Raw genomic sequence first — 21989 nt, forward strand, 5'->3', positions numbered from 1 at the left:
AAGGTACCTGAACATGGACTCCACCCTGCGCGACCGGCGTCCCAGCGTGAGCGCGCTGAGCCATCCCCTCGTCGAATCCCTTGTTGCCCACGCCGACACGCTGCGGCTCGACGTCTCCCGCGGCTATGGCGGCGCCTGCATCGTCGATGCCGGCATCAAGGCGCGCGGCGGCATCGAGGCGGGCCGGCGCATCGCTGAAATCTGCCTGGGCGGCCTCGGCACCGTCAGCATCGCCCCCAGCCCCCGTTTCGCGCGCTGGAGCACGCTGCTGGCCGTGCGCACGAGCGATCCGGTGCTGGCCTGCCTTGCCAGCCAATATGCCGGCTGGAGCCTGGCAGAGGGCGATTTCTTCGCGCTCGGCTCCGGCCCAGGCCGGGCGCATTATGCCAAGGAAGACCTGTTCGCCGAGATCGACTACCGCGATATCGGCAGCACGGCGACGCTGGTGCTGGAGGTCGACCGCCTCCCGCCCGACACGCTGATCGAGCGGCTGGCCAATGATCTGGAACTCGGCGCCGACCGGCTCACGCTGATCCTCACCCCGACGCAGAGCCTCGCCGGCACGGTGCAGGTGGTAGCGCGCGTGCTCGAAGTGGCGCTGCACAAGGCACACGCGCTGCACTACCCGCTGACGCGCGTGGTGGACGGCATCGGCAGCGCGCCGCTGCCCCCGCCCGGCGCGGATTTCGTCACCGCCATGGGGCGCACCAACGACGCCGCGCTCTATGGCGGTGAGGTGCACCTGTTCGTGGACGGGCCGGAGGACGAGGCGCAGCAGCTTGCCGCCGGCCTGCCAAGCTCGACCTCGCGCGACCATGGCCGCAGCTTCGGCGAGATCTTCACCGCCTATAAGGGCGATTTCTACGCCATGGACCCGATGCTGTTCAGCCCCGCGCGCGTCACCGTCACCGCGCTGGAAACCGGCCGCAGCTTCACCTATGGCGCGTTCCACGAGGCGGTGCTGGACCGCTCCTTCGGATGAGGAGCCGTGACGACACCGCCGTCATCTTCACCGAGGATGCCGACTGGCACACCCGCCGGCTGAAGGCGGCGATGGAAGCCGAGGGGCTCCGCGTCGCCGTGCTCTCGCTCAATGATTGCGGCTTCGCGATCGGCGAAAGCGCGCACGGCCTGATGCTGCCGGGGCTGGACGGCGCTCTTCCCGCCGCCGCCTTCGTGCGGCTGATCGCCAAGGGCTCGACCGAGCAGATCACCGCACGGCTCAGCCTGCTGCACGCGCTGCGCGAATGCGGCGTGAAGGTGATGAACGACGCCCGCGCGGTGGAGCGCTGCGTCGACAAGAGCATGACCAGCTTCCTGATCAACCGCGCCGGCCTGCCGACCCCGCGCACCTTCGTCGGCGAGGACCGTGCGGCGATGCAGGCGCTGGTCGACGAGGCGCCGGGCGACAATGTGCTCAAACCGCTATTCGGCGCACAGGGGCGTGGCATTCGCCGCCTCGCGCCTCGCGATACACTGCCCGAGCCGGAGAAAGTCGGCGGGGTGTATTACCTGCAGGACTTCGTCGGCGATCCCGGCGCGCGCTCTTTTTCCGACTGGCGGGTCTTCGTGATCGGCGACCGCGCGGTCGCGGCGATGATCCGCCGAGCCGATGGCTGGATCACCAACATTCATCAGGGCGCAATCGCCGAGCCCGCTCCGCTCGATCCGGTTGCCTGCGACCTTGCGATCCGGGCGACCGTGGCGGTCGGGGCCGACTATGCGGGGGTCGACCTGATCGAAGACCCGCGCGGCGGGTTTCTGGTGCTGGAGGTCAACTCCATGCCGGCCTGGAAGGGGCTGGAAGGCGCCACCGGCCTCAATGTCGCGCAGGCCCTTGCCCGCCATCTCGTCGCGACGCTCGGACGGGTGCCGGCGCAATGACGCCGGACCGCCTCGCGCAGGCGTTCCTGGCCGCGTGCCGGGCCGAGCTCGACGCGCTAAAGCCCGGTAATGTCCACCGTTTTCGCCCCGGCCATAGCATGGAGATCACGCATTTCGAGGCGGCGGCCGTGGCGGCGGCGCCCCATATCGCAGCGTCGGGCGCGGGTGTCGGGGAGCGGATCGAGGGGGCGGTGGAGGCTTCCGTCGCCGCGGCCGGACTGAACACCAATCTCGGCATCGTGCTGCTCTGCGCCCCGCTGGCGGTGGCGGCCGAGCGCGGGGGCGCTTTGCGCGAGAGGCTTGGCGAGGTGCTGGCGGGGCTCACCGTGGCCGACGCCGATGCCGCCTTCCGGGCGATTTCGCGCGCGAATCCCGGCGGAATCGGCGCGCCGTCGGCGCATGATGTGCGCGAACCGGCGCGTATCACGCTGCGCGATGCGATGGGCGAGGCCGCGCACCGCGACCGCATCGCCGCGCAATATGTGAACGGGTTCGAGGATGTGCTGACCCTGGGCCTGCCGCAACTCGACGGGCTGTCGGCGCGGGCGGGGACGGAGGCGGTCTACATGGCTTTCCTCGCGACCTTCCCCGACAGTCATATCGCCCGGAAGTTCGGGGTGGAGACGGCGGAACGGGTGCGCACCGAGGCGGCCGGCATCGCGGCCGGGATCGACTGGAGCGCGTCCGAAGGCCAGCGCCACCGCGTGCTCGATGCCTTCGACCTCTCGCTGAAAGATCGTGGCCTCAACCCCGGCACCAGCGCCGACCTCACCGTCGCCACGCTGTTCGCGGCGACGCTTCTGCGATGAGGTATTCAGCCGATGAAACGGGCAATGTCCTGCGGAGACAGACGCCCGTCATGCAGCGCGGTCGATACCAGCACGCCGGCAAGGCCCATCGCCGCCAGCCGGTCGAGATCGGTAGGGCCGCGCACGCCGCCGGCCGCATAGACGCGCCGTCCCGCCGCCCGCGCCATAACGCCGGCGAGCCGATCATAGTCCGGCCCTTCGCCGGCGCCGATGCGGGCAAGGCTCATCACGATCAGCCCATCCGGCCAGAACGCGGCCTCCTCGTGAAGCTCGCGCGGGCCGCGCGGGCCTTCGGGTCCGAAATCCAGCGACAGCAGGGCGTGATGATTGCGCAGGGCGGAGATGCTGGCGGTGGGGTCGCTCACGCTTTCGCTGCCGACCACGGGGCGGCCGAGCCCGTTGGCGCGGCGACGATCCAGCCCCGCCTCATCCGCCTCGCCGGCATCGACCCACAGATCGAGATGGGGATAACGCGCGCGCAGCGCCGCCACCGCGCCCTCATGGTCGCCGACGCCGGCAATGGCGTCGAGATCGGCGATGTAGAGCGTCTGGAAACGCCCGAGATGCAGCAGCGCGTCGGTCACGGCGACCGGATCGGACCCCGCACAGAGCGGGGTGACGATCGGCCGGTAATTCGCCCTGTCGCCACGCTGGGCACGGACGACCGCACCTCCCATCAGATCGAGGACCGGTATAAGTTCCACCTGTACTTCTCCCTTACGGACGGCACGATGCTGGTATTCGTCTGCGAAACAGTGACCGGCGGCGACTTCGCCGATATCGACCTGCCCACATCGCTGATAGCCGAAGGCACGCTGATGCGCGATGCCTTGATCGGCGATCTTGAAGATTTGCCGGGCGTGCGTGTCGTCACGACCCATGATGCGCGCCTGCCCGCGCCGCCGCGCGGGACCAGCCGGCCGATCCATGCCGGCGAGGACCGGCGCGCGATCTGGGCCGATCTCGCCGGTGAAGCGCACTGCGTCTGGCCGGTCGCGCCGGAGACCGACGGCATCCTGCAGAATTTCGTCGCCCTGCTGCGCACGCGCTGCCGCCGCGTGGTGGCGGCCGACGCTGAGACGCTGGAACTGTGCACCAGCAAGACCCGGGTGGCCGAGGTTCTGCGGCGGGCCGGAATCGCCGTGGTGCCGACACTGCGCATCGAGGACGTGCCTCCCGGAACCGAAGGTCCCTTCATCATCAAGCCGGATGATGGCGCAGGCGCGGTCGATGTGAAGCTGTTCGAGCGCATGCCCGCGCCGCCCTACCCGGCCAATGGCCTGCTCCAGCCACTGGTCGAGGGCGAGCCCGCCAGCCTCAGCCTGCTGTGCCAGGAGGGGCGCGCCCATGTGCTGGCCGCCAATCGCCAGGTGATAGGCCGGATCGACGGGCGCCTGCATTTCGACGGGGTGACGGTCGGCGGCATTGCGCTCGACGACGGGTTGCGCGAATTGGGTCGCAGGGTCGGCGAAGCGCTGCCGGGGCTGCACGGCATTTGCGGCATCGACTATATCGAGACCGCCTACGGGCCGGTCGTGGTCGAGGTCAATGCCCGCCTCACCACGTCCTATGCTGGCCTGCGCGCGGCGCTGGGGGTCAATCCGATGGCGTTCGTCGCCGAGTTCATTCGCGACGGCGCGGTGCCGGACCTGCCGCACATGCCGCCCGCGCTGCCGGTGGAGGTGCGGGTATGACCGCGATCGCACGTCTGGGGTGGGATGTCGGGGGCGCCCATGTGAAGCTGGCCGCCTTTGCCGAGAACGGCCGGCTGGCGGCGATCCGCATCGCGCCCTGCCCGGTGTGGAAGGGCGAGCAGCATCTGGCGGAGGCGCTGCGCACGCTACGCGCCGAGTTTCCCGAGGGCATCCCCTCCGCCGTCACCATGACCGCCGAGGTCGCCGACCTGTGGCCGAACCGGGCGGCCGGCGTGGTCGGCACCACGGCGCTGCTGATGCGCGAACTCGGCAACGCGCCGCTCGCGCTGTTTGCCGGGCCGGAGGGGTTCGTCGCGCCCGACGCGGCCGCCGCCCATGCCGACACCATCGGCTCCGCCAACTGGTACGCCACCAGCGCGGTGCTCGCCCATCTGCTGCCGGGCGGCATCCTGATCGACACCGGATCGACCACCACCGACATCATCCCCTTCGGCGACGGCCGGGTGCTGGCGCGCGGCTTCACCGATGCCGATCGGCTTGCCTCCAACGAGTTGATCTATACCGGCGCGGCGCGCACCCCGGTGATGGCGCTGGCGCGGCAGGCGCCGTTCAACGGGCGCTGGCTGCCGCTGATGGCCGAGCACTACGCCACCAGCGCCGATCTCTATCGCCTCACCCACGACTTGCCGGACCTCGCCGACCTGCACCCGAGCGCCGATGGCGGGCCGAAGACCGAGGAGGCCAGCGCCCGCCGGCTGCTGCGGATGGTGGGGCAGGACCTCACGCCTGCCACGTTCCTAAAGGCCCGCGCCCTCGCCCGGCACCTCGCCGAAGCGCAACTGCGGCTGATCGACGACGCGCTGGACTGCGTGGCATCGAGACTGGAGACCGGCATCGAGCGGCTGGTGGGCGCGGGCGTGGGACGCTTCATCGCCGCCCGCATCGCGGAGCGCCGCGACCTGTCCTATCTCGACCTCGCCGACGTGCTGACCGACGACCCCGCACTTGCCCGCGACGCTGCCGACTGCGCGCCGGCCGTCGCGGTCGGCCTGCTTTCCGCTGCGCTCGCCCCGGCCTGACCCCTCACGGAACCTTCCCCCATGACCGACCGCATCTTCATCCGTGGCGTCGAGTTGCACGCCTATCACGGGCTGCACGAGGAAGAGGCCCGGCTTGGGCAGCGCTTCGTCATCGATGTCGACTGGTGGCTCGACACCACCCCGGCGGCGACGCGCGACGACTACACCGCGACGGTGGGCTACGAGAAGGTGTTCGAGCTGGTGCACCAGGTCTCGTCCGGCCGGCGCTTCCACATGCTGGAAGCCTTCGCCCAGGCGATCGCTTCCGCCGTGCTGGAGCGCCATGCCCGCGTCGAGAAGGTGCGGGTGGAGATTCACAAGCCGTCGGCGCCGATCGCCGGCATTTTCCGTGACGCCGGCGTCGAGATCGTCCGTTCACGCGGATAGGGATCAGCGCGAACGCGCGCGTACCGCCTCCGGCCGGCCGCCGACGCTGCGGGCGGGCAGCAGGCGGAAGCTGCGGCCGCGGGCCTCATAGGTGCGCGCCAGCCGCGCGAAATAATCGCGCCACGGCACCTCGACCAGCCGGAAGCTGAGCGCGGCCAGCGCGATCACCGCCAGCGCAAACGCCGCCAGCAGCGCCGCCGAGGCCAGCGGGCCGCCGACCTCGTAAAGCTGCGCCTCGCGCCCGTTCACCAGCACCGGCGCGCGCAGGACCGTGCCGGAGAGATCGCCGATCAGCCAGAGCCCGTAGGACAGCAGGATCAGCAGCGGCATGTGGATCAGATAGATCGAAAACGACCATTGGCCGAGCGCCCGCCACGGACGCAGCCGCAGCGCCTTCGACACGAGGCCGCCCTCGCGCGCGAACACCAGCACCGCGAGCGCGAACACCGCTGGCGCCAGCACGCTCTGCACCCCGACGCGGTTCGCGCCCTCGCCGGCCTTCGCGATGAAGAACCCGGCGAGCGCCACCGCCGCCAGCTCCCACAGGGTCGCGCCCGGCAGCGGGAGGCCGCGCAGGCGCTGATGCAGATGGCTCGCCACCACGCCGGCGAAAAAGCCGGCAAGGCAGCGGATGAAGCCGTAGTCGGCGGTGGAATTCATATAGGACGGCGCGAACAGCACGATGGCACCGATCGCCGCCAGCGAAATCGCCAGCGCCGCCGGCAGCAGGCGACGACCCGACAGGACCACGACCACGGCGAACAGCGCATAGGTGTAGAACTCCGCGCCGATGCTCCAGGCCGGGCCGTTCCACGAAATGCCGTAGAACCCCATGGAATTGAGCAGCGCGACGTTCAGCAGCAGCGCGTGCAGCGAGTAATTGCCCTGCCCCTCATGGATCATGAGCCGATCCGGGTGATAGCCGGCGACGTTGATCAGCGTGACCGCCAGCATCAAGGCGAACAGAACCACGAGATGGAGCGGCCAGAGCCGGCCGATGCGGCGCAGCAGGAAGCCGCCGAGCTGACGACGAGAGCCGAGCCGGTCGCGATAGGCATGGCACACCACGAAGCCCGACAGCACGAAGAAGAAATCGACGAAGAGATAGGCGTTGTACAGCACGGCCGACTGCATGAACTCGATATCGACGCTATAGCCGAAGTGATAAATGACGACCGCCAGCGCGCAGATGCCGCGCCAGGAATCCAGGGCCTCGAACCGCTCCGGCGTTCCGCCTGCCTTCATGCTTACCGTCTCCGATCGACTTGTCCTTCCAGGCCGCCCGACGGCGCCCGCCCCCGCTAACGGGTGATGGCCGGTGCGGTTCCGTCATGGCTGGCGGCCAGGCAAGCCGGCGAAGCGTGCGCCGAGGGGCTTCCGGTCGGCGCGGCGAGGCTCTACATCTTGTGGGTCGCGTGCCTTGAGGAGCCTTCCATGCCATCGACCACCGAGCCGCAGCCGATCCTCCTGAGCGACTATCGGCCCCCGGACTGGCTGGTCGACACGGTGGAACTCGACGTGCGGCTGCACCCGAGCGCCACCCGCATCCTCGCCCGCCTCTCAATGCGCCCGAACCCGGCGGGACGCGCGGGCTCGCCCATCGTGCTCGACGGTGACGAGCTGGTGCTGAAAGCGGTAAGCCTCGACGGGCGGGCGCTGGCCGGCACCGCCTATGTCGCGACCCCTTCCGCGCTGACCATCCTCGCCCCGCCGCAGCAGCCGGTGCTGCTGGAAATCGAAACCCTGCTCGACCCCTCCGCCAATACCAAGCTGATGGGGCTGTACCGCTCCAGCGGCACCTATTGCACCCAGTGCGAGGCCGAAGGCTTCCGGCGCATCACCTATTTCCCGGACCGGCCAGACGTGCTCTCGGTCTACACCACCCGGATCGAGGCCGAGCGCGCGGAAGCGCCGGTGCTGCTGGGCAATGGCAACCTGCAGGAAAGCGGCGAGGTGGAGGGTACCGGCCGGCACTACGCGGTGTGGCACGACCCGTTCCCCAAGCCCTGCTACCTGTTCGCTCTCGTCGGCGGCCGGCTGGACCGCATCACCGAACCCTTCATGACCGCGACCGGCAAAGAGGTCGAACTCGGCATCTATGTCGAGCCCGGCAAGGCGGGACGCGCGGGCTATGCGATGGACGCGCTCAAGCGCTCCATGCGCTGGGACGAGGAGTTGTTCGGCTGCGAGTACGACCTCGACGTGTTCAACATCGTCGCGGTGGCCGATTTCAACATGGGAGCCATGGAGAACAAGGGGCTCAACGTCTTCAACGACAAATACGTGCTGGCGAGCCCGGAGACCGCGACCGACGCCGACTACGCCAATATCGAGGCGATCATCGCCCATGAATATTTCCACAACTGGACCGGCAACCGCATCACCTGCCGCGACTGGTTCCAGCTCTGCCTGAAGGAAGGGCTCACCGTCTTCCGCGACCAGGAATTCTCCTCGGACCAGCGCTCGCGGGCGGTGAAGCGCATCGCCGATGTGCGGCTGCTGAAAAGCCACCAGTTCGCCGAGGATGCCGGCCCGCTCGCCCATCCGGTGCGGCCCGCCTCCTATCGCGAGATCAACAATTTCTACACCGCGACCGTCTACGAGAAGGGCGCGGAAGTGGTGCGGATGCTCAAGACGCTGCTGGGCGAGGAGAATTTCCGCTCGGGCATGGACCTGTATTTCGAGCGCCACGACGGCACCGCCGCCACCATCGAGGACTTCCTCACCTGCTTCCAGGACGCGACGGGCACCGACCTGTCGCAGTTCGCCCTGTGGTATGCGCAGGCCGGCACGCCGCGGCTGGAGGTTGCCGGCCACTGGGACGCGGCGGGCGCGACCTTCACGCTCGATGTCGCGCAGACCGTGCCGGCGACGCCGGGCCAGATCGACAAGCAGCCGATGCTCATCCCGCTCGCGCTCGGCCTCGTTGGCGAGGACGGCCGCGACCTGCCGCTCCAGCCGGCCGGCGGCAGCAATGGCGCGCCGGGGGTCGTGCTGGTGAGCGAGGCGCGGCAGCGCTTCGTGTTCGAGAATGTCACCGAGCGCCCCCGCCCCTCGCTCAATCGCGGCTTTTCCGCGCCGGTGAAGCTGGTCACCGACCTGTCGACGCAGGACCTGATCTTCCTCGCACGCCACGACGCCGACCCGTTCAACCGCTTCGATGCGGCGCAGACGCTGGCGCTCGGCGTGCTGGTGGACGCCGCGCGGGCCGGCGCGACGCCGGATGCCGCGCCGCTGGTGGAGGCGCTGGGCGCGGTGCTCGCCGACCCCGCGCTCGACCCCGCCTTCATCGCGCAGGCGCTTTCCGTGCCGTCCGAGGGCGACGTCGCCCGCGAGATCGCCCGCGATGTCGACCCCGACGCCATCCACGCCGCGCGGCTCGCGCTGCGCCGGGCGATCGGCAGCGCGCTGGCCGAGCCGCTGGCCGGCGCCTTCGAGCGCTTCGCGGTGCCGGGGCCGTATTCGCCGGACGCGGCCTCCGCCGGACGGCGCGCGCTGCGCAATGCCTGCCTCGATCTGCTGGCGACTGCCGGCGCCGGGGACGGACCGGCGCGGGCGCTCGGCCTGTTCCGCGCCGCCGACAACATGACCGACCGCTTCGTCGCGCTTTCCGTGCTGGCCCATGCCGTGCCGGCGGAGCGCGAGGCGGCGCTGGCCGATTTCTACGCCATGTTCCAGGGCGACCCGCTGGTGATCGATAAATGGTTCGCCCTGCAGGCGCAGATCGCCGAACCCGGCACGCTGGACCGGGTGCGCACGCTCACCGCCCATCCCGCCTTCGCCATGACCAACCCGAACCGGGTGCGTTCGCTCATCGGCTCTTTCGCGGCCGCCAACCAGACCCAGTTCCATCGCGCCGACGGGGCCGGATACGATTTCGTGGCGCAGACCGTGCTGACGCTGGACGCGATCAACCCGCAGGTCGCCGCCCGTCTGCTGGCGGCGTTCCGAAGCTGGCGCTCGCTGGATGCCCCCCGGCGGGAAGCGGCGGAGGCGGCCTTGCAGCGGGTTTCCCGCACGCCCGGCCTGTCGCCGGATGTGGCGGACATTGCCGGCCGCTCGCTCGGCTGACACACGTTTCGCGAGAGTTGATCGACGTCCCGCGAAGAAAAAAGCTCCCGCTGACCTGATTGAGAAAATGTACTCCCGATCAGGCCGGATCTTTTGATTGAAAAGATCAATAATCCACCCTGAAAAACATAATATCACCTGTGCGGTTAAGGCAGATATCGGAGCAACGGATACTGAGCTAATGTTACGAGGATAATCCTTCGGTATTGGAGAGTGCTTTGAGCACCGAGGCACTAAAACCTTATCTCGATACCGTTTCGCTGGACGAAGCCTATGGCAGCTCGCCGGCTGCGCTCTGTCTCGTGGACAGGCAGATGCGCTGCATAGCGGCCAATGAGGGGCTCGCCCAATCCTTGGGTCGGCCGCTCGCCGAGCTTGTCGGCGCGGCCATCGGCGATGTGCTTCCGGCCGCCATTCCGCTGCTGGAGCGAGGCTTCCGCCGGGTCGATCGCGGCGAAGCGCTGACCGCCCGGCGACTGATCGAGCTTCCCGGCACCGGGCGCACCTTCCGCGTCAAGGCGCATCCCTACCGCGACGCCGACGGCGCGATCGTCGCCCTGTCCTGCGCCATGCTCGACGTCACCGAGGAGCAGGCCGCGATAAAGGCGCTCCAGGACATGGAGCAGCTCTGCAACTTTGCCTTGCAGAGCGCCAGGCAATGGATCTGGGAGTACAATCTCGGCAGCGGAGTGATCTGGCGGTCACCGCACTGGAAGCTGGTTCTGGGCTATGAGTTGAACGAAGCGGTCGCCGGCGCCGAGAATGTGGCCTGGGGCATCGTTCACCCGGAGGACCGGCGCCAGGTTCAGGCCCGTTTCGACAAGCTGATCCGTGGCGAGGCCGATCAGTTCGAGGCGATCTACCGCGTCCGGCACAAGAACGGACGCTGGCTCTGGATTCTCAGCCGCGGCAAGGTCGTCGAGAATGACAGCGGACAGGATGCACCGCTGCGCGTGATCGCCACCAGCGTCGACATCAGCCACCAGAAGCAGATCGAGGAGGAACTCTCCGCGACCGTGCGCCAGCGCGAGGCGCTGGAAAGCGAGCTGATCGAAGCCAACCGGCGCCTGACCGCGCTCTCCGAGATCGACCCGCTCACCGAACTGCCGAACCGGCGCAAGCTCGACCAGGTGCTCGCGCTCGAACTGCGCCGGCGCGAGCGCAACGGCTCCTCGCTCGCGCTGCTGATGATCGACGTCGATCATTTCAAGGATTTCAACGACCTGTACGGGCACCCCGAAGGCGACGAGTGCCTGCGCCTGCTCGCGGGGGCGCTGCGCTCCAACGCGCGCCGCTCAAGCGACATGGTGGCGCGCTATGGCGGCGAGGAATTCGTGGCGGTGCTCGCCGAAACCGGCGAGGCGGAAGCCGTGACCGTGGCGGAAAACATGCTGGCCGCCGTGCGCGCCCTCAAGCTGCCGCATGCCGGCAGTTCGTTCAATCTGGTCAGCATCAGCATCGGCGTCGCCGTGCTCGGGCCGGAGATGCGGAGCCCGGCCACGTCGCTCAACGCGCTGGTGCGTGCCGCCGACAATGCGCTCTATGCCGCGAAGCAGGGCGGGCGCAACGCGATCGCCATCGCGCCGACGCAGGAAGGCGCGGCGATGCGCCTCCTGCCCCGCTCGGAACGGTCCGCGCCGGCGACGGTGGACCCGCCGCCGGCCGATGGCCAGATGCCGTGAGGCCGTAAGGTCCGGCGCCTCAGTACTCCACCACGCCGTCCAGCGCGTAGTGCTTCACGCTCTTGCGGTTGGCGATGAGCTGCTCGACCGTGGGCTCGCCCTTCATGGCGCGCTCAAGTGCGAGCTTCATGGCCTCGTAATTGGTGCGGTAGAGGTCGGCCTTGTCGAGATTGGGATCCTCGGCGCAGCGCGGATCGAGCCAGATCATCACGATCATGCAGATCTCGTCGGCGGCCTCTTTCGGCAGGATTCCCTCGCTGAGCGCGTCGACGATGGCGTCGCCGATGGCGCCCTGGACCACGCCGCCCAGCAGGTCGACATATTCCAGCGTGTGGATCGTCGCCTTGGTCGTCATCATGGTGGCGGGGCGCACCTGCTGGTTGAGATCGCGCACCACGAACATGCGGGTGTGACCCTGGACCTGCCCCATCATCGACGCGAAAGCATGGCCGGCGGGGCCGCGCACCGACCCGATCAGCACCTCGGGCATGGCATCGGTAAACTGTCCGTCGGCGGCCAGAACGGTCGCCTCGCCGGTGCGGAACCAGATTTCGCTCATGACTATGTCCTCCAGGGGATATGCGAATGGCCCGAGCGAATAGCACCCCAAGAAAGTTTGCGTCCATCACAACCGGCGCAAGCCCCGGAAGAGACTCAGCTTTAGCGGCGAAGCACCCGTTAACACTCAACAATTCCGTGTCTCGACAGCCGTCTTGACTCCCCGGGACTCTAGACAGGAGGGGGTCGTTTCGATTCAAATCAAGGTGATTCGGAGGGATGCGGGACGTCGCTCCGGTCGCACGAATTGGGACATGGGGAATTTGGGGGGATCGGCGATGGCTCGCGCCAACGCTGTAGGCGCATCTGTGCGCGTGCAGGCCATGCGGGGGCTCGCCCGGTCGGTGGCAAGGCCGGCCTATCAGCGGCTGGTCGAGGCCGAGCCCTTCATGCGCAAGGCGGTGCCGGCGCTGATCGTGGCGTTCATCGCCATCGTCGCCATCGCGGCGGTTGTGCAGACCCGCGCCTATCGCGCCGAAGCCATTTCCGACGCCAAAGACGAGCTTGCCCTGTTCGCCCTCGCCATTGCCAGCGACATGCGCGCGCACGCCAAGGCCGGCGATGCGCCGGACGCCCTGCTTCGCGCCGGCCTTCCCGCCCGCGCCGACGAGGACGGACGCCGCTACGGGCTGATCGATTCCTCCGGCAGCGTGGTCGCCACGCTCGATCCGCAGCCGACCACGGCCGAGGACATCCGCCATCTCATCGCCAATGTGCAGGCGCTGACGATCTTCGCCGAGAATGCCGGCGTGCTCGAAGTCGCGCTACCGGACGGCACGCCCGCGCTGGCGGCGGTGCACAACCTCAAGACTCTGCCGCTCCAGCTCGTGGCGATCCAGCCGATCGGCGGGGCGCTGGCCACCTGGCAATCGGACACCATCCTCACCGTCACGCTGCTGTCCACCACCGGCGCGGTTCTGCTGATCCTCGGCTTCGCCTTCCACTGGCAGGCCACCCGCGCCCGCGAGGCCGACGGCATTTACGACACGGTGCGCGCACGCATCGACACCGCACTCTCGCGCGGACGCTGCGGGCTGTGGGACTGGGACATGGGCCGCGGGCGCATGTTCTGGTCGGAATCCATGTTCGAAATTCTCGGCCACGAGCCGCGCGACGACCTCATCTCCTTCGCCGAGGTCGCCGCCCTCGTGCATCCCGACGACACCAATCTCTATGAAGTCGCGCAGGAAATCGCCGACAAGCCGGGCCGCACCATCGACCGCATGTTCCGCATGCGCCACGCCGACGGGCGCTGGGTCTGGCTGCGCGCGCGGGCCGAGGTGGTCGCGCAGGAAAATGGCGAGCCTCCGCACCTCGTCGGCATCGCGGTCGACGTCACCGAGGAGCGCCGCCTCGCCGAGCGCACCGCCACCGCCGACATGCGGCTGCGCGACGCGATCGAAAGCATCTCGGAATCCTTCGTGCTGTGGGATGCGGGCGGCCGGCTGGTGATGTGCAATTCCAAGTTCCAGTCGCTGCACGGCTTCGGCGACACCGCCGTGGTGCCGGGCACGCCGTTCGAGACCGTGGCGGCGCAGGCGCGCCAGCCGGTGGTGCGCATTCCGCTGCGCTCCGAAGACCGCCCCGAGGAAGGCGCCCGCGCCTTCGAGGCGCAGATCGAGGGCGGGCGCTGGCTCAAGATCGCCGAGCGCCGCACCAAGGATGGCGGCTTCGTCTCGGTCGGCACCGACATCACCGCGCTCAAGCGCCACGAAGAACGGCTGATGGACAGCGAGCGCCGGCTGATGGCGCTGGTGGCGGACCTGCGCAAATCGCAGCAGACGCTGGAAATGCAGGCGCTCCAGCTCGCCGAACTCGCCCAGAACTACGCCGACGAGAAGACCAAGGCCGAGGACGCCAACCGCGCCAAGTCCGAATTCCTCGCCAATATGAGCCACGAGCTGCGCACGCCGCTCAACGCCATCATCGGTTTCTCCGAGCTGATGGAAGGCGGGCTGTTCGGCCCGCTCGGCAACGACAAGTACAACGAATACTGCCGCGATATCCGCGATTCCGGCCGCTATCTGCTCGACGTGATCAACGACATTCTCGACATGTCGCGGATCGAGGCGGGCCGGATGCACCTCTCGCTGCAAACCACCTCGCTGGACGACGTGCTGGCCGATGCCATCCGCGTCATGGCGGTGCGGGCCGACGAGAAGCACCTGCGCGTCACCAGCGAGGCAGACGCGCCGATCACGCTGGAAGCCGACAAGCGGGCGCTCAAGCAGATCGCGCTCAACCTGATTTCCAACGCCATCAAGTTCACCCCGGAAAACGGGCGCATCGCGGTGCGCACCCGCCGCTCCAAGCAGGCGGCGCTGCTGGTGATCGAGGATACCGGCATCGGCATCCCCAAAGCTGCGCTGGCCAAGATCGGCAAGCCGTTCGAGCAGGTGGAAAGCCAGTTCACCAAGACGTACAAGGGTTCGGGGCTGGGCCTCGCCATCGCCAAGTCGCTGGTGGAACTGCATGGCGGCACCATGCGCATCCGCTCCAATGAGGGCGTCGGCACCACCGTAATTATTCGCCTGCCGCTGAATGGCCGGCCGGCGCTACACTACCGCAGCGGCTCCGCACAGCAGGACTGACAGCGCCATGAGCGAACCGGAAGGCGAGGCGATCGATTGCGTCGTGGCCGGCGCCGGCGTGGTCGGGCTCGCCATCGCCCGCGCCCTCGCGCTGGCCGGCCGCGAGGTGCTGGTGATCGAGGCAGCCGGGCTGATCGGCTCGGAAACATCGGCGCGCAACTCGGAGGTGATCCACGCCGGGCTCTACTATGCACCCGGATCGCTGAAGGCGCGGCTCTGCGTCGAGGGTCGCCGCCGGCTCTATGGCTACTGCGCGGAGCGCAACATCGCGCATCGGCGCTGCGGCAAGCTGATTGTCGCCAATGGCGCGGCCGAGAGCGAGAAGCTCGCGGGCATCAACGCCCATGCGCGGGCCTGCGGGGTGGAGGATCTGAGCTTTCTCGACGGCGCGCAGGCGCGCGCGATGGAACCCGCGCTCCACGCCGATGCGGCGCTGCTGTCGCCGTCCACCGGCATTATCGACAGCCACGGATTGATGCTGGCGCTGCAGGGCGATCTGGAGGATGCCGGCGGCATGATCGCGCTGAACGCCCCGATCGAGGGCGGCACGGTGACGGCGCAGGGCATTCACCTGCACGTCGGCGGGGCGGAGCCGATGGCGCTGAACGCCCGCAGCTTCGTCAACGCCGCCGGCCACGGCGCGGTGGCGCTGGCGCGAGCTATCGACGGCATTCCCGCCGACGCGATCCCGAACGCCTATTTCTGCAAGGGCTCCTATTATTCCCTGCCCGGCCGGGCACCGTTCTCGCGGCTGATCTATCCGGTGCCGGAAGCCGCCGGGCTCGGCGTGCACCTGACCCTCGACCTCGGCGGGCAGGCGCGTTTCGGGCCGGACACCGAATGGGTGGAAGCGCTCGACTACGACGTCGATCCGGCGCGGGCGGATGTGTTCTATGCCGCGATCCGCCGCTACTGGCCGGCGCTGCCGAACGGGGCGCTGTCCCCCGCCTATTCCGGCATTCGGCCGAAAATCACGCCGCAGGGAGCGCCCGGGGCGGATTTCCGCGTCGACGGGCCGGCCGAGCATGGCGTCGGCGGGCTGGTGCAGCTCTTCGGGATCGAATCCCCCGGCCTCACCGCCAGCCTCGCCATCGCCGATCTGGTCGCGGAAAAGCTCAGGGCCGGTTAGGCCCGGCGGCGCGGGCGGGCGGACACCGCCTCGTTGAGCAGCCGCTCGAAGATCGCGCGCACCTCGGCCTGCGTCTCGAAGAGATGCGCCTCCAGCGTCGAGAAGTCCGGCATGCCGCCGGCCCGCGCCAGCAACTGGCGCAGAGCGGGGCTCGCATCGCCCGGCACGAACGGCCCGGTAAGCGACAGGCGCATCACCTGCGTGAGGTCGTGCAGCAATTTGCAGGCGGCGATCAGCACCTGCCCGTCCTCGGTGCCGAGCGCGCCCGCCTTCACCGCCGCCGCCAGAGCGCGGGCGGTCGAGGTCTCCATCACCTCGGGATGTTTCGCGGCGCAGGTGAGCACCAGATATTGCGCGATGAACTCGATGTCGATCAGCCCGCCCCGCGCGTTCTTCAGGTCCCACGGATTGTCGTCGCCGCGCTCGGAGGCGATGGCGCCGCGCATGTCGACGATGTCGGCCGCGACATGGTTGCCACGACGCGGACGGCGCAGCACGCTCGCGATCGCCGCCTCGACCCGCGTTGCGAAGGCGGGCGACGCCGAGACGATGCGCGCGCGGGTGAGCGCCATATGCTCCCAGGTCCATGCCTCATCGCGCTGGTACAGCTCGAAGGCGGCAAGGCGGGTGGCGACCGGGCCGGAGCGACCGGAGGGACGCAGCCGCAGGTCGACCTCATAAAGCTGGCCGGCATTGGTGGGGGTGGTGAGCGCACTCACCAGGCGCTGGGTGAGGCGGGCGAAATATTGCGCGCCGTAAAGCGGGCGAGGTCCGTCGGATTCCGGGTGCTCGTCGTCGAAATCATAGAGCACGATCAGGTCGAGGTCGGAGCCCGCGGTCATTTCCCGCCCGCCGAGCTTGCCCATGGCCAGCACCGCGACTTCCGCCCCCGCAATCGTGCCGTGCGCCTCGCGGAAGCGCGCCTCCACCTGCCGCCCCAAGGCGCCGATGATGATATCGGCCAGCCGGGCGAAAGCTTCTCCCGCCCTCGCCGCCGGCAGCGTGCCGGAGAGGATGCGCACGCCGATCAGCACATGCTGTTCCTGGCGGAAGCGGCGGGCGCGGTCGAGCAGGTCCTCCTCGTCCTCGGCCTCGGCGAGCAATGCGGACAGCCGGGCTTCCAGCGCCGGCGCATCGGGAAGCGCGCCGAAAAAGGCCGGGTCGAGCAGCGCATCGATCAACGAGGGACGATGCGCCAGCATCTCGCCAAGGCGCGGCGCGGTGCCGAGAATGGTGGCGAGCAGCCGCACGAGGTCCGGATGCCGGGCCAGCGCCGAGAGGAAGCGCAGCGCGGAGGGCAGTTCGCGGAAAAAACGGTCAGCGGCCTTCAACGTCGTGTCCGGCGCCCCGCCCCGCGCCAGCGCGTCCAGCAGCAGCGGCACCACGGCCGCGAGCCTTTCGCGCGCCGCGCCCTGGCGCAGCGAGCGGCAATCGCCCGAGAGCCATTCGCGCACGATGGCGCTGGCGGCCTGCGGCTCGGTGTAGCCGAGCTTGAACAGGGTCGCGAGCGTCTCGCGGTCGTCCTTTTCCGGGGGAAAGTCCAGCCGGCCCTCGACCGCCGCGCGCGGCGGCGCGTCCTCGAACAGCTTGGCGTAATGGCGCTGCACCCGCATCAATTGCCGGGTCAGGGAGGCCGCGAAAGCCTCGCGATCGGCATAGCCCATGAAGCGGGCGAATCCGGCGAGCGTCTCGTCATCATCCGGCAGGGTGTGGGTCTGCGCATCCGCGACCATCTGCAGCCGGTGCTCGACGCGGCGCAGGTAAAGATAGGCCTCGCCCAGTTCGTCACGGGCGGCCTTGCTGATCCAGCCCTCCCCCGCCAGCCGGTCCAGCGCCTCCAGCGTGCGCGGGGTGCGCAGCGAGGGATCGCGCCCGCCGGCGATGAGTTGCTGGGTCTGGGCGAAGAACTCGATCTCGCGGATGCCCCCGCGCCCGAGCTTCACATTATGCCCTTCGACCGCGATCGCCTCATGGCCGCGAAAGGCGTGGATCTCCTGCTTCATGGCGTGGACGTCGGCGACCGCCGCATAGTCCAGCGAGCGCCGCCAGATGAAGGGGGAGAGCTGGCGCAGGAAGCGATGGCCAAGCTCCATGTCGCCGGCGATCGGCCGCGCCTTGATGTAGGCGGCGCGCTCCCAGGTAGCGCCCTCGCGCTCGTAATAATCGAGCGCCGCGTCGATGGAGAGCGCGATCTGGGTCGAGGCCGGGTCGGGGCGCAATCGAAGGTCGACCCGCGCGACATAGCCGTCGCCGGTGCGCTCCTGGATCAGCCGGACCAGCGACCGCGTGAGCCGCACGAAGAACGGTGCGGCCTCGACATCCTTGGCCAAGGGAGCGATCTCGGGATCGTACAGCACGATCAGGTCGACATCGCTGGAATAGTTCAGCTCGCGCGCCCCGTGCTTGCCCATGGCGAGCACGGTGTAGCCCTGCCCGCTCGTTCCCGCCTTGCGCAGCTTGCGCGCCGCGACCGCTTCGCGGAACAGGAAGCCGGTCGCAGCGGCGATCGCGGCATCGGCGGTGTCGGTGAGTTCGGCGGTCACGGCGTCGAGATCGAACACATGGCCGATATCGGCCAGCGCGATGGTCAGCGCAGCCTCCGCCCGCAGCCGGCGCACGGCGCGCATGACGACGGCCTCGTCGTCGGTGGCGTCGATCACGGCGCGCGCCTCGGCCCGGGCGGCGGCAAGCCCGGCCCACGGATCGGCCTCCAGAATGCGAAGCAGGCGCGCCGGATCGACACGCATCAGATCGGACAGGAAGGGGGAGTGCTCGGCGACATCGTTCAGCACGGCCTGCGCCGCCGGATGCACCGCCAGCAGCGCGGCCAAGCGCTTGCGCAGGGCGGCGGGGGCGTCGGCCAGCAGGCTGTCCGTGGCGGTGGTCGCACGGCCGGCGGGCTCCCCGGCCGAAGCAAGGCGCATATGGGCGGCAAGACCGTCGTTTCCGCGATCGGTCGTCGTCTTTCCTGCTGCCTTGCCGCGCTTTTCCGCCATCAGCCCCGCCGTGCTCCACCCGCTTCGTGAACCTTAGGGCAATATAGTTGCAAAAGTGCTCTCAGGTTCGGCATTTGCCGTTTCAGGAGGCACTATCCGGTGAGCTGCCGGCCTCCAGCGGTATCTTGATCACCACACGCAGGCCCGGCTCATTGTCCTGCAGTTCGATAGCACCGCCATGGAGCTGCACGACGGCGGAAACCAGCGACAGGCCCAGCCCGGAACCGGGCTGGGTGCGGCTCGCCTCAAGCCGGACGAATCGCTCCAGCACGCGCTGGCGATCGGCTTCGGGAATGCCGGGGCCGGAATCGGCGACGGTGAGGCACGCCTCCTCGCCCCGGCGCTCCAGCATCAGGCGGATGGTCCCGCGCTCGCCCGGCAGCGACGGCGTGCTGTACTTGATCGCGTTGTCGATGAGATTGGAGAGCGCCTGACCGAACAGTTCGCGAAGCCCGTGCACGCGAAGCGGCTCCGGCGCCGAAACGGTGAGGTCGAGCCCCTGCTCGTCGGCGACCGGCTCATAGAGCTCGGCGACGCTGGAGACTGTCTCGGCGAGGTCGAAGCTCACCATGCCGGCGCGGGCCTGCCCGGTCTCGGCGCGGGCGATCATCAGCAGCGCGTCGAAGGTACGGATCAGCCCGTCGGATTCCTCGATGGTCTGCTCCGTCGCCGCCCGCCACTGCTCATCGCCCTGCGCGGTGCGCAAGGCGTCCTCGGCGCGGTTGCGCAGCCGGGTCAGCGGGGTCTTCAAATCATGGGCGATGTTGTCGGAGACTTCCTTCAGACCGGCCATCAAGGTCTCGATGCGCTCCAGCATGGCGTTGAGGCTGAGCGCGAGCCGGTCGAACTCGTCCCCGGTGCCGGCAACAGCGAGGCGGCGCGACAGGTTGCCGGCCATGATGGTCTCGGCGGTCGCGGTCATCTGGTCGATGCGCTTGAGCACGCGGCGGGTGACGAACAGCCCGCCCGCGACGCCGAGGATCACCAGCACTCCAAGCCCCCACACCGCCGGGCGGATGATGATCTGGCGCAGTTCCTCGCGCTCCACGATGTCGCGCCCGATCAGCAGGCGGAAATCGCCGGGCAGAAACACGACATGGACCAGCGCGCGGCTCGGCCGGCTGCCGGCATCCTCCTCGCGGACATAGTCGATCTCGCGCCAGCCGGCCTTGTCGAGGAAGTTGAGCGGCAGGTTCAGCACATTGCCGGCCATCGGCTCGCCGGAGAAATTGGTCAGCAGGATCAGCCCGGCATCCGGCGCGCGCGAGCGGCGGGAGACCACCTGCAGCACGCGATTGATGCCGCCGCGGTCGTACTGGCTGGTGATGAAGCGCGTGTCGTTCTCGATCGCCTCGATTGCCTGCCGGGTGACGAGGCGCTGGGTGTGCCAGCCGAGATAGGCGATGACGCTGCCGGCGAACACCGCGAACACCAGCAGATAGGCCGCAATCAGCTTGAATGCGGTGGTGCGGAGCAGCCTACCGAGCGATGTCACGGATGATGTATCCCGCACCGCGCACCGTATGAAGCAGCGGCGGCTCGAAGCCCTTGTCGATCTTGGAGCGCAGGCGCGAGACATGGACGTCGATCACGTTGGTCTGCGGGTCGAAATGGTAGTCCCACACATTCTCCAGCAGCATGGTGCGGGTCACCACCTGCCCGGCATGGCGCATCAGATATTCCAGCAGCCGGAACTCGCGCGGCTGGAGCACGATTTCCTGGCCCGCGCGGGTGACGCGATGGGCGAGCCGGTCGAGCTCAAGGTCGGCGACACGGTAGAAGGTCTCGGCCGCGTTCGGCCCGCCGCGCCGCGCCAGCGCCTCGGCGCGGGCGAGAAGCTCGGAGAAGGCATAGGGCTTGGGCAGATAATCGTCGCCGCCAGCGCGAAGGCCGGTCACGCGGTCGTCGACCTGGCCAAGCGCGGAGAGGATGAGGGCCGGCGTCTTGTCGCCGCGCGCGCGCATCTCGCTGATCAGCGACAGGCCGTCGCGACGCGGCAGCATGCGGTCGACGATCAGGACGTCATAGCCGCCGTCCAGCGCGTGAGCGAGCCCGTCCTCGCCATCGCCGGCGATGTCGACCACATGGCCCGCTTCATGGAAGGCCTTGCGCAGATACTCGGCGGCATCGCGGTCATCCTCGACGACAAGCAGGCGCATGGCGGATTCTTCAGCACTTTTCTTGAGGTCCGAACGCTCGACGGTGTAGGCGTCGCGACGTTCGGCCGACCGGGAAGACAGAACGGAGGCGGGATTCGGATCATTCTCCATGTACGCCATTTCCTGTCTCCCGACTATCGAGGCTCTCGATTTCGATAGGGATGTCCTGCTTCAGGCACGGGACGCTCCTTGTTAGGGGAGCGTCCCGCGACCGGTGGCACCGCGGTCCAGGGTGGGGCGGGGGGGGAAGGACCGGGCACCTGCCTATGGGGTGGGACGGCGGCGTGTATGTCGCCGTCGTCTATAGGCGCGGGCCTGGCTCAGCCCTTGCTGTCGTCGTTGAGGGAGATGGCGACGAAGCGGGTGCCCTTGTCGGACTTGACGCGCATCAGCACGGCCTTGCGGTTGTCCTTGGCCGCCTTGGCGAGACTGTCGCGCACCTCGGCCGGGCTCGACACCGGGGTGCCCGCCACGTCGAGGATCACGTCGCCCGACGCGATGCCACGCTCGGCCGCCGGGCCGTTCGGGTCGACCTCGGTCACCACCACGCCCTGCTCGCCCGCGCCGGCGACGCCCTTGGCCGGCGCCAGCGACAGGCCCAGACGCGGCACCTCGCGGCCCGCCTTCTCCTGCTGCTCGCCGCTCGGGTCGACCGAGGCCACGTCCGTCGGAAGCTGCTCCAGCGTCACCGGAACCGTGATCGACTTGCCATCGCGAAGAACGCTCAGCTTCACCACCGTGTCCGGCTTCTTGCGCGCGATCTCCCGCGACATCTCGCGTGAGTCCTTCACCGCCTTGCCGTCGATCGCCGTCACCACGTCGCCCGCCTTCAGCCCGGCCTTCTCGCCCGGCGTGCCCGGCTGGACCTGCGCGATCAGCGCGCCCTGCGCGTCCTTCAGCTCCAGCGCCTCGGCCACCTCGTCGCTCACCGGCTGGATCTGCACGCCGACATAGCCGCGCGCCACCGTGCCGCCGGTCTTCAGCGCCTC

17 protein-coding genes are annotated in these 21989 nt (G+C 68.9%); 10 read left to right on the plus strand and 7 right to left on the minus strand.

Annotated features, from left to right (window positions below; all coding sequences use genetic code 11):
- The first annotated feature begins 13 nt into the window (after positions 1-13).
- Genes mch through MKI84_RS15290 form a run of 3 tightly spaced genes read left to right on the plus strand, consistent with a single transcriptional unit; the run spans position 14 to position 2693 of the window.
- Positions 14-982: a methenyltetrahydromethanopterin cyclohydrolase gene (gene mch / locus MKI84_RS15280; protein ID WP_241620884.1), complete on the plus strand. Its 969-nt coding sequence runs from the start codon at positions 14-16 to the stop codon at positions 980-982.
- Positions 979-1884: a RimK family alpha-L-glutamate ligase gene (locus tag MKI84_RS15285; protein WP_241620886.1), complete on the plus strand. Its 906-nt coding sequence runs from the start codon at positions 979-981 to the stop codon at positions 1882-1884. Before mch ends, MKI84_RS15285 begins: the two co-directional genes overlap by 4 nt.
- Complete coding sequence (locus tag MKI84_RS15290; protein ID WP_241620888.1) at positions 1881-2693, plus strand: triphosphoribosyl-dephospho-CoA synthase; 813 nt, start codon at positions 1881-1883, stop codon at positions 2691-2693. Before MKI84_RS15285 ends, MKI84_RS15290 begins: the two co-directional genes overlap by 4 nt.
- Positions 2694-2698: 5 nt before the next feature.
- Here the strand turns inward: MKI84_RS15290 and MKI84_RS15295 are convergent, their stop codons facing one another.
- Positions 2699-3397 carry a HisA/HisF-related TIM barrel protein gene (locus MKI84_RS15295; RefSeq protein ID WP_241620889.1) on the minus strand — a complete coding sequence of 233 codons (699 nt, stop codon included), beginning with the start codon at positions 3395-3397 and terminating at the stop codon, positions 2699-2701.
- 27 nt (positions 3398-3424) lie between these two features.
- On the opposite strand from MKI84_RS15295, the gene MKI84_RS15300 reads away from it, so the two are divergent.
- The 3 genes from MKI84_RS15300 to folB are packed head-to-tail and all read left to right on the plus strand — an operon-like array spanning position 3425 to position 5814.
- A complete protein-coding gene (locus MKI84_RS15300) occupies positions 3425-4387 on the plus strand; it encodes an ATP-grasp domain-containing protein (RefSeq protein ID WP_241620890.1) in 963 nt (320 codons plus the stop codon).
- Complete coding sequence (locus tag MKI84_RS15305; RefSeq protein WP_241620892.1) at positions 4384-5427, plus strand: hydantoinase/oxoprolinase family protein; 1044 nt, start codon at positions 4384-4386, stop codon at positions 5425-5427. The genes MKI84_RS15300 and MKI84_RS15305 overlap by 4 nt, the downstream gene beginning before the upstream one ends.
- Positions 5428-5448: 21 nt before the next feature.
- Positions 5449-5814 carry a dihydroneopterin aldolase gene (folB, locus tag MKI84_RS15310; RefSeq protein WP_241620893.1) on the plus strand — a complete coding sequence of 122 codons (366 nt, stop codon included), beginning with the start codon at positions 5449-5451 and terminating at the stop codon, positions 5812-5814.
- Positions 5815-5817: 3 nt separating this feature from the next.
- Here folB and MKI84_RS15315 read toward each other — a convergent pair whose 3' ends face one another.
- Positions 5818-7059, minus strand: a complete 1242-nt coding sequence (locus MKI84_RS15315; RefSeq protein WP_241620894.1) for an acyltransferase family protein — start codon at positions 7057-7059, stop codon at positions 5818-5820.
- A gap of 189 nt (positions 7060-7248) precedes the next feature.
- Between MKI84_RS15315 and pepN the strand changes: the two genes are divergently transcribed.
- Together pepN and MKI84_RS15325 are read left to right on the plus strand one after the other, a co-directional pair.
- Positions 7249-9885, plus strand: coding sequence for an aminopeptidase N (gene pepN / locus MKI84_RS15320; RefSeq protein ID WP_241620896.1), 2637 nt, complete (start codon positions 7249-7251; stop codon positions 9883-9885).
- Between the two features lie 218 nt (positions 9886-10103).
- Positions 10104-11567, plus strand: a complete 1464-nt coding sequence (locus tag MKI84_RS15325) for a sensor domain-containing diguanylate cyclase (RefSeq protein WP_241620898.1) — start codon at positions 10104-10106, stop codon at positions 11565-11567.
- A gap of 19 nt (positions 11568-11586) precedes the next feature.
- Here MKI84_RS15325 and fae read toward each other — a convergent pair whose 3' ends face one another.
- A complete protein-coding gene (fae, locus tag MKI84_RS15330) occupies positions 11587-12126 on the minus strand; it encodes a formaldehyde-activating enzyme (RefSeq protein WP_241620900.1) in 540 nt (179 codons plus the stop codon).
- A gap of 277 nt (positions 12127-12403) precedes the next feature.
- Here fae and MKI84_RS15335 point away from each other — a divergent pair, with 277 nt between their 5' ends.
- Positions 12404-14716, plus strand: coding sequence for a PAS domain-containing sensor histidine kinase (locus MKI84_RS15335; protein WP_241620902.1), 2313 nt, complete (start codon positions 12404-12406; stop codon positions 14714-14716).
- A gap of 7 nt (positions 14717-14723) precedes the next feature.
- Complete coding sequence (locus MKI84_RS15340) at positions 14724-15845, plus strand: NAD(P)/FAD-dependent oxidoreductase (protein WP_241620904.1); 1122 nt, start codon at positions 14724-14726, stop codon at positions 15843-15845.
- Here MKI84_RS15340 and MKI84_RS15345 read toward each other — a convergent pair.
- The 4 genes from MKI84_RS15345 to MKI84_RS15360 form a co-directional block, all read right to left on the minus strand.
- A complete protein-coding gene (locus tag MKI84_RS15345) occupies positions 15842-18841 on the minus strand; it encodes a bifunctional [glutamine synthetase] adenylyltransferase/[glutamine synthetase]-adenylyl-L-tyrosine phosphorylase (RefSeq protein ID WP_241620905.1) in 3000 nt (999 codons plus the stop codon). The genes MKI84_RS15340 and MKI84_RS15345 overlap by 4 nt on opposite strands.
- A gap of 82 nt (positions 18842-18923) precedes the next feature.
- A complete protein-coding gene (locus MKI84_RS15350; RefSeq protein ID WP_241620907.1) occupies positions 18924-20336 on the minus strand; it encodes an ATP-binding protein in 1413 nt (470 codons plus the stop codon).
- On the minus strand, positions 20320-21000 hold the full coding sequence (locus tag MKI84_RS15355) for a response regulator transcription factor (protein WP_241620942.1): 681 nt from the start codon (positions 20998-21000) through the stop codon (positions 20320-20322). Before MKI84_RS15355 ends, MKI84_RS15350 begins: the two co-directional genes overlap by 17 nt.
- Before the next feature lie 320 nt (positions 21001-21320).
- A partial coding sequence (locus MKI84_RS15360; RefSeq protein ID WP_241620909.1) for a PDZ domain-containing protein occupies positions 21321-21989 on the minus strand: 669 nt, incomplete at its 5' end.

The organism is Ancylobacter gelatini (genome assembly GCF_022601675.1).
GTDB lineage: Bacteria > Pseudomonadota > Alphaproteobacteria > Rhizobiales > Xanthobacteraceae > Ancylobacter > Ancylobacter gelatini.